Origin of the sequence: Mailhella massiliensis (genome assembly GCF_020741395.1) — a bacterium.
GTDB lineage: Bacteria > Desulfobacterota > Desulfovibrionia > Desulfovibrionales > Desulfovibrionaceae > Mailhella > Mailhella massiliensis_A.
The window spans coordinates 1-7,101 of sequence record NZ_DYZA01000227.1 but is presented as its reverse complement, the minus strand read 5'-3'; the positions used below and the strand labels follow the sequence as shown (position 1 = coordinate 7,101).

Annotated in this window: 10 protein-coding genes and 1 pseudogene; all 11 read left to right on the top strand. The window is 60.0% G+C overall.

Going from position 1 to position 7,101, the window contains the following annotated elements; translation table 11 throughout:
* Position 1: 1 nt before the first annotated feature.
* The gene (locus K8W16_RS10960) at positions 2-112 is read left to right on the top strand and encodes an EscF/YscF/HrpA family type III secretion system needle major subunit (protein WP_304123659.1); all 111 of its coding nucleotides are present in this window, start codon (positions 2-4) and stop codon (positions 110-112) included.
* A gap of 199 nt (positions 113-311) precedes the next feature.
* The gene (locus K8W16_RS10955; RefSeq protein WP_304123656.1) at positions 312-680 is read left to right on the top strand and encodes a tetratricopeptide repeat protein; all 369 of its coding nucleotides are present in this window, start codon (positions 312-314) and stop codon (positions 678-680) included.
* 120 nt (positions 681-800) lie between these two features.
* Positions 801-1,247 carry a hypothetical protein gene (locus K8W16_RS10950; protein ID WP_304123653.1) on the top strand — a complete coding sequence of 149 codons (447 nt, stop codon included), beginning with the start codon at positions 801-803 and terminating at the stop codon, positions 1,245-1,247.
* Between the two features lie 15 nt (positions 1,248-1,262).
* Complete coding sequence (gene sctJ, locus K8W16_RS10945) at positions 1,263-2,024, top strand: type III secretion system inner membrane ring lipoprotein SctJ (RefSeq protein ID WP_304123652.1); 762 nt, start codon at positions 1,263-1,265, stop codon at positions 2,022-2,024.
* Between the two features lie 12 nt (positions 2,025-2,036).
* Positions 2,037-2,696, top strand: a complete 660-nt coding sequence (locus K8W16_RS10940) for a SctK family type III secretion system sorting platform protein (RefSeq protein WP_304123650.1) — start codon at positions 2,037-2,039, stop codon at positions 2,694-2,696.
* The gene (locus K8W16_RS10935; RefSeq protein WP_304123648.1) at positions 2,675-3,292 is read left to right on the top strand and encodes an HrpE/YscL family type III secretion apparatus protein; all 618 of its coding nucleotides are present in this window, start codon (positions 2,675-2,677) and stop codon (positions 3,290-3,292) included. Before K8W16_RS10940 ends, K8W16_RS10935 begins: the two co-directional genes overlap by 22 nt.
* Positions 3,293-3,305: 13 nt before the next feature.
* Positions 3,306-4,622 (top strand): type III secretion system ATPase SctN, encoded by a 1,317-nt coding sequence (gene sctN / locus K8W16_RS10930; protein WP_304123646.1) that lies wholly within the window; start codon positions 3,306-3,308, stop codon positions 4,620-4,622.
* Between the two features lie 2 nt (positions 4,623-4,624).
* A complete protein-coding gene (locus K8W16_RS10925; RefSeq protein ID WP_304123643.1) occupies positions 4,625-5,125 on the top strand; it encodes a type III secretion protein in 501 nt (166 codons plus the stop codon).
* On the top strand, positions 5,122-5,814 hold the full coding sequence (locus K8W16_RS10920) for a type III secretion protein (protein WP_304123642.1): 693 nt from the start codon (positions 5,122-5,124) through the stop codon (positions 5,812-5,814). Before K8W16_RS10925 ends, K8W16_RS10920 begins: the two co-directional genes overlap by 4 nt.
* 15 nt (positions 5,815-5,829) lie before the next feature.
* Positions 5,830-6,882 carry a type III secretion system cytoplasmic ring protein SctQ gene (sctQ, locus tag K8W16_RS10915; RefSeq protein WP_304123641.1) on the top strand — a complete coding sequence of 351 codons (1,053 nt, stop codon included), beginning with the start codon at positions 5,830-5,832 and terminating at the stop codon, positions 6,880-6,882.
* A 19-nt stretch (positions 6,883-6,901) separates the two neighbouring features.
* A pseudogene (locus K8W16_RS10910) lies at positions 6,902-7,101 on the top strand (EscR/YscR/HrcR family type III secretion system export apparatus protein); the annotation flags it as partial.

Genomic DNA, 7,101 nt, shown 5'->3' with positions numbered 1-7,101 from the left:
GATTTCCCTTCAGTTTGAAATCGGCCAGTACAACACTCTGATGGAAGCGCTTTCCACCGTGACAAAAAGCATGACCGACATGATGAAGAGCCTGGCCCAGCGCGCCAGCTGAGCAGGTTCTCCGGGCCATTTCCGGCCACGCCTCCGTCTGGGAAAAGGCCCCTCCGGAACATACCTTTCCCGGGCACAGAAGAGCCCGCCGCGCAATATGCCCTGCGGCGGGCCATGCCGGGAAAAGGCACGCTCCAAACCTTACGCCCACACGGATTTCCCGTTTACGTCCTCTCACTCCATCCTTCGCAGGAGCGCCCATGCTTACCGATTCCCAGATAATCCGCCTGCTCGATATCGCCAATGCCGGCTGCCACAAGGGCATGGTTCTCGAGGCCCGCACCATCTATGAAGGTGTTCTCGCCGTGCGCCCGGGCCATGTGCCCGCTCTTGTAGGCCAGGCTCTCAGCCATACCGTCATCGGTGAATACGAACAGGCCGTGCAGATACTCCGCTCTCAGGTGCTTTCCGAGCATCCCGATGATCCAGACGGCAGGGCCATGCTTGGCCTCTCCCTCTGCCTTGCGGATAAAAAGGATGAAGCGAAAGAAATACTTCAGAATCTGGCCGAAGAGAACGTCCACTCCTCCCCCCTTGCCAAGTCACTCCTTGAGCAGATGGAAGGGTAAGCCCCGTTACCGGGCGATTTCGGGCGAACTGGCCAAACATCCGGCTGAGCACGTTCCGTCGGACGTCTGGGCAAAGGAGCCTCCCGACTCACGTTGTTTCAGAGCGGAAAGGAGAACCTCATGGACATAGGTTCAGTCGCCTCATCATCGAGCCGCCTGCTGGACGCTCTGGAACGCATGGGCCTTTCCCAGGGGGAAGGGCTGATCAGTTCCGGCCCGTCTCCCGTACCGGGGGAACTGGCCCGGATGTTCGAATCCCTCATGGAACGGGAGCAGCCTTCCCTCCAGGCTCAGGAAGTCGGACTTTTCCCAGGAAATGCTTCAGGCACGGAACGCGCTTCCTCCATCGCACGGGAAGGGGATTTCTTCCGTAGTGAGGGCGTGGAACAGGCTTCGGGAAGCGGAGCCTCCCCCTCTCCGGGCATGGAAGAGACTCTTATCAGCCCTTCCGAGCTGTACCGCCTGCAATTCCAGGTAGGCATGCTTCGCTTTCAGGCCGAAACCGGCTCCAACGTCAAACAGCAGGCCACGCAGGGCCTTGACTCCCTGCTCCGCAACCAGTCCTGACAAGGAAACGCCGTCATGCAGTCTTTTTCCACCGTTATCCCCTTCTCCTCCGTCCGCCGCGCGCTTTGCCTTGTCCTTGTTGCGGCCGCCCTTCTGCTTGGGGGCTGCAAAGCCGAAATCTACCAGGGCCTCAGTGAAAATCAGGCCAATACCATGCTCTCCGTCCTGCTGCGTCACGGCATTTCTGCGGAAAAAATCGCTGCAAAAAGCGATTTCAGCATCGCCGTGGAAGAAAAGCAGATTGTTCAGGCGCTGGAAATTCTGCGCGAAAACAGCCTTCCGCGCGAAGATTTCAAAAGTCTCGGCGAGGTTTTCGCCGCCCAGGGAATGATTTCCTCCACCACGGAAGAGCAGGCGCGCCTTGCCTACGCCCTTTCCCAGGAGCTGGCCGACACCTTTTCCCGTATCGACGGCGTGCTCACCGCCAGGGTGCATGTGGTGCTCGGGCAGACGGATCTCGGTACCGGCAACGTCACTCCGCCGAGCGCCGCCGTCTTTCTGCGCCATACCCCCGAGTCCCAGGCCACCCGCCTCATTTCCCATATCCGTGAGCTTGCCGCCAACGCCGTCCCCGGCCTCATGCAGGACAAAGTTTCCGTCATGCTCGTACCGGTAAGGGAACAGGTAAGCGTGCCCATGCCTCAGAAAAATGAAGCTGAGGACAAGAACCGTCTGTATCTTTTCGCCGGGCTCGGAGCGCTGCTTCTGCTGGCCTGCGTCGGACTTGTCTCGGCGGCAGTTCTGTACACGCGCAGGAACAAAAACAGGGAACAGTAAGCCGGAACCGCTATGGATCACCGCTTTCTTGCCGAAACCCTCGCCCTCAGGCCCATGCTTTTTCTGGCCATGCTGGAGTTCAACAAAAGCTTCTCTTCGGCCATGCCCGAAGAGCTGGCTTCTCTCGGCAACGCGGCGGTCAGACTGTGGGCCTGCGCCTCTTTCCGTCGGGCATGGCCTTCTTCCGGGGACACGGCGGAAAGTTACTGGAACTTTGCCGAGGAATCGCAAAGGCTCGCCCTCATGGACGCCGCGACGCTTGAAAAGCTCGGCCTTTTTCTCAGCGCGGCGGCCCACGCCGAAGAACTTTCCCGCGTGATATCCGGGCGGCAGGTGCTGGAACTTCGACGAAACCTGGGGACGGATATCATGAACTACGCACTGAAGCGCGGCCGCTATCAGATAGGAAGCCTGCGCCCGTCTCTGCTTCCGCCGCCGGCATCCGGCCCCCTGGATGCCCGCATCCGGGCCCTGGCTGCGGCCGCCCTTTTCCTGCTCCGGGCAGACTGGCCGGAGTCTTTGCAGCGCCTTTCCGCACCCCGCTTCCCTGCCGTGAATGAAGGAGCGTTCCTGCCTGAACTCACGCGAGAACAACGCACCGCGCTATGGTTCACCATGAAAAAACTACTGCTCCGGGAGGTGGCTCCGCAATGGGCGCCCTGTTTCGACTGAACACGGATTTTGTGACCCCCGCCGCGGGCACTAAAATAGTGAAGGCGGAGGAATACGGCCTTCTTCTGGAGGCCGACAGCCTTCTTGCCGCCGCACGGGAAAAGGCCGCCGCCATGGAAAAGGCCGCGAAGGAGGCCTATGAACAGAAGCTTGAGGAGGGCTACCGCGAAGGCCTTGAACAAGGCAAGCTGGAACATGCGGAAAAGATGATGGAAACCATCCTCTCCTCCGTGGAGTTCATCGAGGGCATAGAAAACACTTTGGTCAGCGTGGTCAATCAGGCCATACGCAAGATCATCGGGGACATGGACGACAAGGAACGCATCGTGCGCATCGTGCGCAATGCCCTGAACACGGTGCGCGGGCAGCAGAAAGTGACGGTGCGAGTCTCCCCGGCTGACGAACAAGCCGTGGCAGAGGCTCTTTCCGCCATGACGGCGGGCGGCTCCGAAAGTTCCTTCCTCACCATCGTGGCGGATGCCAGGCTCCCCCGCGATTCCTGCATCCTGGAAAGTGAACTCGGCGTGGTGGATGCGGGGCTTGAAACCCAGCTGAAGGCGCTGGAACACGCTTTCAACAGCAAAATCAGCCAGTAACCGGGAATGAACCATGGCTTTTGAATATATCGGATCTCTTCTCGAAGAAGCAGTGCAGACCACCACGCCCGTAGAAGTGCGCGGCCGCGTGGAGCAGGTGGTGGGCACCATCATCCGTGCCGTGGTTCCCGGCGTCAAGGTGGGAGAACTCTGCATACTCCGCAACCCATGGGAAGACTTTCAGCTCAAGGCCGAGGTGGTGGGGTTCGTGCGCAACGTGGCCCTGCTCTCCCCGCTCGGGAGCTGCCAGGGCGTTTCCCCGGCCACGGAAGTCATACCCACAGGGGAAATCCTTTCCGTGCCCGTGGGCGATGAGTTGCTCGGCCGCGTGCTGGACGGCCTCGGCCAGCCCATGGACGGAGGTCCTGCCCTCAAGACACGCCATCACTATCCTGTGTTCGCCGAAGCGCCCAACCCCATGACCAGAAAAATCATCAGCCGCCCGCTTTCCCTCGGCCTGCGCTCGCTGGACGGCATGCTCACCTGCGGCGAAGGGCAGCGCATGGGCATTTTCGCCGCCGCAGGCGGCGGCAAATCCACCCTGCTCTCCAGCATCATCAAAGGCTGTACCGCAGAGGTCTGCGTGCTTGCCCTCATCGGCGAACGCGGCAGGGAAGTGAGGGAATTCATCGAACACGACCTGGGACCGGAAGGCCGAAAAAAAGCGGTGCTCGTGGTATCCACCTCCGACCGTTCCTCCATGGAACGCCTCAAGGCAGCCTACACCTCCACGGCCATTGCCGAATATTTCCGCGATCAGGGCAAGAGCGTCCTGCTTATGATGGACTCCGTCACCCGTTTCGGCCGCGCCCAGCGCGAGATAGGCCTTGCCGCGGGCGAGCCGCCCACCAGAAGAGGTTTCCCTCCTTCGGTGTTTTCCGAGCTGCCCAAGCTCATGGAGCGGGCCGGCAATTCCGACAAGGGCTCCATCACGGCCCTGTACACCGTGCTTGTGGAAGGCGACGACATGACGGAACCCATCGCCGACGAAACGCGCTCCATTCTGGACGGCCATATCGTGCTTTCCCGCAAGCTTGCTGCGCGCAACCATTACCCGGCCATAGACGTGCAGGCAAGCGTGAGCCGCGTGATGAACGCCATAGTAAGCAAGGAGCATAAGAAGGCCGCGCAGAGGCTGCGCCAGATACTGGCCAAATTCGCGGAAGTGGAACTTCTGGTGCAGATAGGCGAATATAAGAAAGGGGCAGACAAGGAGGCCGACGACGCCCTGGCCCATATCGACAAGGTCAACGCCTTCCTCAAGCAGGGCCTTGACGAAAAAAGCACCTTCGAGCAGACCCTGGACGGCCTGTTTGAAGCCGTACGCTGACCGTGGAACGCTACCCTCTGGAAGCGCTGCTTTCCGTCCGCCATTACAGGGAAGAAGGCGCAAAACGCAAAGTGCGGAGCGCGGAAAACGCCATCCGCGAGGCTGAAGCGGCAGTGGAGGCAAGAAAGAAGGAACTGGTAGAGTACCGCATATGGCGTATCGAAGAGGAAGATCGCCGTTATGCCGCCATTATGAACGTGCCCATGCCCTTGGAAAAGCTGGACCGTTTCAAAAGCGGTCTTGTCCTGCTCGCCGCGCAGGAAACGGAAAAGGAACTGGCCGTGGAGCAGGCTCGGAAAGACGTGGAGCGTTGCCGCGAAGAATTGCACAAAGCGCAGGAAGAGGTGAAGGCGGCCCGCAGGAATACCTCCAAGATACAGGCACATAAGGATATCTGGCAGGAAGAGGCCAAAAAGGAAGCCGAACATAAGGAAGACCTGGAGCTGGAAGAATTCCGCCCCATTTCCCGAAAAGGAGCCGAAGCGGAAGGCGAAGACGCATGAACCTTCCGAAGGAGGAATCCATGAGCAGCGATATCAAGATTTCCCAGTCCATCACGTCCTGCAGAGGCGAGGAGGCCCAGCGTCAGGGGTCTCTCTCCGCCCCCGACCAGAAAATTTCCGATATGTTCCAGAGAGCCATGGAGGAAAAACCCGAACGTCACGATCTGGAAAGCGGCCGTTCCAAAAAAGACGACCTTTCCGACCTTTTCCAGAAAACCACGGAGAAAGGAAAAGGCATGGAGGACACCCCATCCGGCGTATTCTCTTCCATGACGGGCATGACTAACCCGCTGGACAATCTTTTCTCCGGCCGCATGGAACAGGCCGCTCCCACCTCCGCTTCAGTACTGGAAGGCCCGGAGATGGAAAAGCTGGTGGAGCAAATCCTTGTTTCCACACCGGAACAGGGCGGACATGAAGTACGTCTTTCCCTTGGCGGCAACAATTTGCAGGGTACGGAAATCGTTCTTCAGCGCGGGGTGGACGGCGGGCTTTTCGTATCGGTCAACTGCGACAACCCCTCCTCCTTCCAGACGCTGGTTTCCGCACAGGCCGCTCTCAAGGCCGAGCTCGAAAGGATGGAAAAGGCCGAAGTACGCGTGGAAGTGAGCCATAACGCCGACAGGGAAGAAAACGACACGAACCGCAGGTCGCGCGGCTACATGGCGGAAGAGACGAACCCTTTCTAACAGCGGGTCAGAATCATGGCGGAATCCGTATATTATCCCACCTATAAAGCGCCCTTCCTTTCCCCGGAACGGGCCCTTGTCCAGAACGGCCTCAGCCTGCGCCCCTGGCCGTGGGACGCGGCCTTCGGCGCAGGGGAAGCCTCCCTTTCCCTCCTGCCCGAAGCGCCGGAATTCTCCCCCTCCTGCGCCATAGCCCTGGAAATGGACGGCGCCGCCTGGCTCCTTGAAATGGACGACGTTTCCTTCCTTCTGCGCCACAGTGTGTTTACGGATGCCGAAGGGGGAAACTCCCCCGATATCGACGAGCGCGCCCTGCCCGATGAAGTACGCCGTGCACTTCTGGAATCGCTCCTGGAGCAGCCCCTTGCCGCCCTGCGTTCCTGCCTGAACAGGCCCCTTCTGATCACCGATGTACGCTTCTCTCTGGAACATGCGGGGAAGGCTGCCTTTTCCCTGGGTTTTGCGGCCCGCCTTTCCGCCTGCAACGGCCTGCCGGAACAGACGGTGTTCCTGCGCCTCTCCCCCGGGAAGGCGGAAGATGCCGCATGGCTCGCCACGGCCCTGCGGGCCCTGCCCCAGCGCAGGAGCGGCCCCCTGAGCGGAACTCTGAAGAGCGTTCCCCTTGAAGTCGCCCTGGAATCAGGCTATCTTTTTCTGAAAGCCGGGCAGATCGTCAGCCTCGGCGTGGAAGACGTGCTCCTTCCCGAGGCCTGGACCGCCCCGGAAACGCTGACGTTGCGCTTGAATTTAGGCGAGGGTAAAATCCTTTCCGCCCTCTGCACCGTGGCCGACGGTATGGCCACCCTTTCCTCACCCCTATCCGAAGAAGCGGATCCCGCCATGGACAGTTCCCTGCAAAACGATATCGACATACGCCTGAGTTTTGAACTCGACCGCCGCCTCATCACCGTGGGTGAGCTTGAAGCCCTCACGCCGGGCTACGCCTTTTCCCTCAACTGCGACATGCAAGCTCCCGTAACCATACGGGCCAACGGCAAAGCCATAGCCCGCGGTCGCCTCGTGGACATGAACGGCGTCCTCGGCGTGCAGATCGCCGAAACGCTGTAGCGCTCCCTGGAGCCTTTTCATGACCGATATCAATCCGCTGTATCTCATGGTGGGCCTGTCCCTGCTCGGGCTGGCCCCCTTTTTCCTCATGATGGTCACCTCCTACGTCAAAATCGTGGTGGTCACTTCTCTGGTGCGCAATGCTCTCGGCGTACAGCAGGTTCCCCCCGCCATGGTCATGAACGGACTCGCCATCATCCTCAGCGTGTTCATCATGGC

Coding starts and splice junctions, on each gene's coding strand:
- sctJ (WP_304123652.1), top strand. CDS start 1,263: ATGCAGTCTTTTTCCACCGTTATCCCCTTCTCCTCCGTCCGCCGCGCG.
- sctQ (WP_304123641.1), top strand. CDS start 5,830: ATGGCGGAATCCGTATATTATCCCACCTATAAAGCGCCCTTCCTTTCC.
- K8W16_RS10955 (WP_304123656.1), top strand. CDS start 312: ATGCTTACCGATTCCCAGATAATCCGCCTGCTCGATATCGCCAATGCC.
- sctN (WP_304123646.1), top strand. CDS start 3,306: ATGGCTTTTGAATATATCGGATCTCTTCTCGAAGAAGCAGTGCAGACC.
- K8W16_RS10935 (WP_304123648.1), top strand. CDS start 2,675: ATGGGCGCCCTGTTTCGACTGAACACGGATTTTGTGACCCCCGCCGCG.
- K8W16_RS10940 (WP_304123650.1), top strand. CDS start 2,037: ATGGATCACCGCTTTCTTGCCGAAACCCTCGCCCTCAGGCCCATGCTT.
- K8W16_RS10950 (WP_304123653.1), top strand. CDS start 801: ATGGACATAGGTTCAGTCGCCTCATCATCGAGCCGCCTGCTGGACGCT.
- K8W16_RS10920 (WP_304123642.1), top strand. CDS start 5,122: ATGAACCTTCCGAAGGAGGAATCCATGAGCAGCGATATCAAGATTTCC.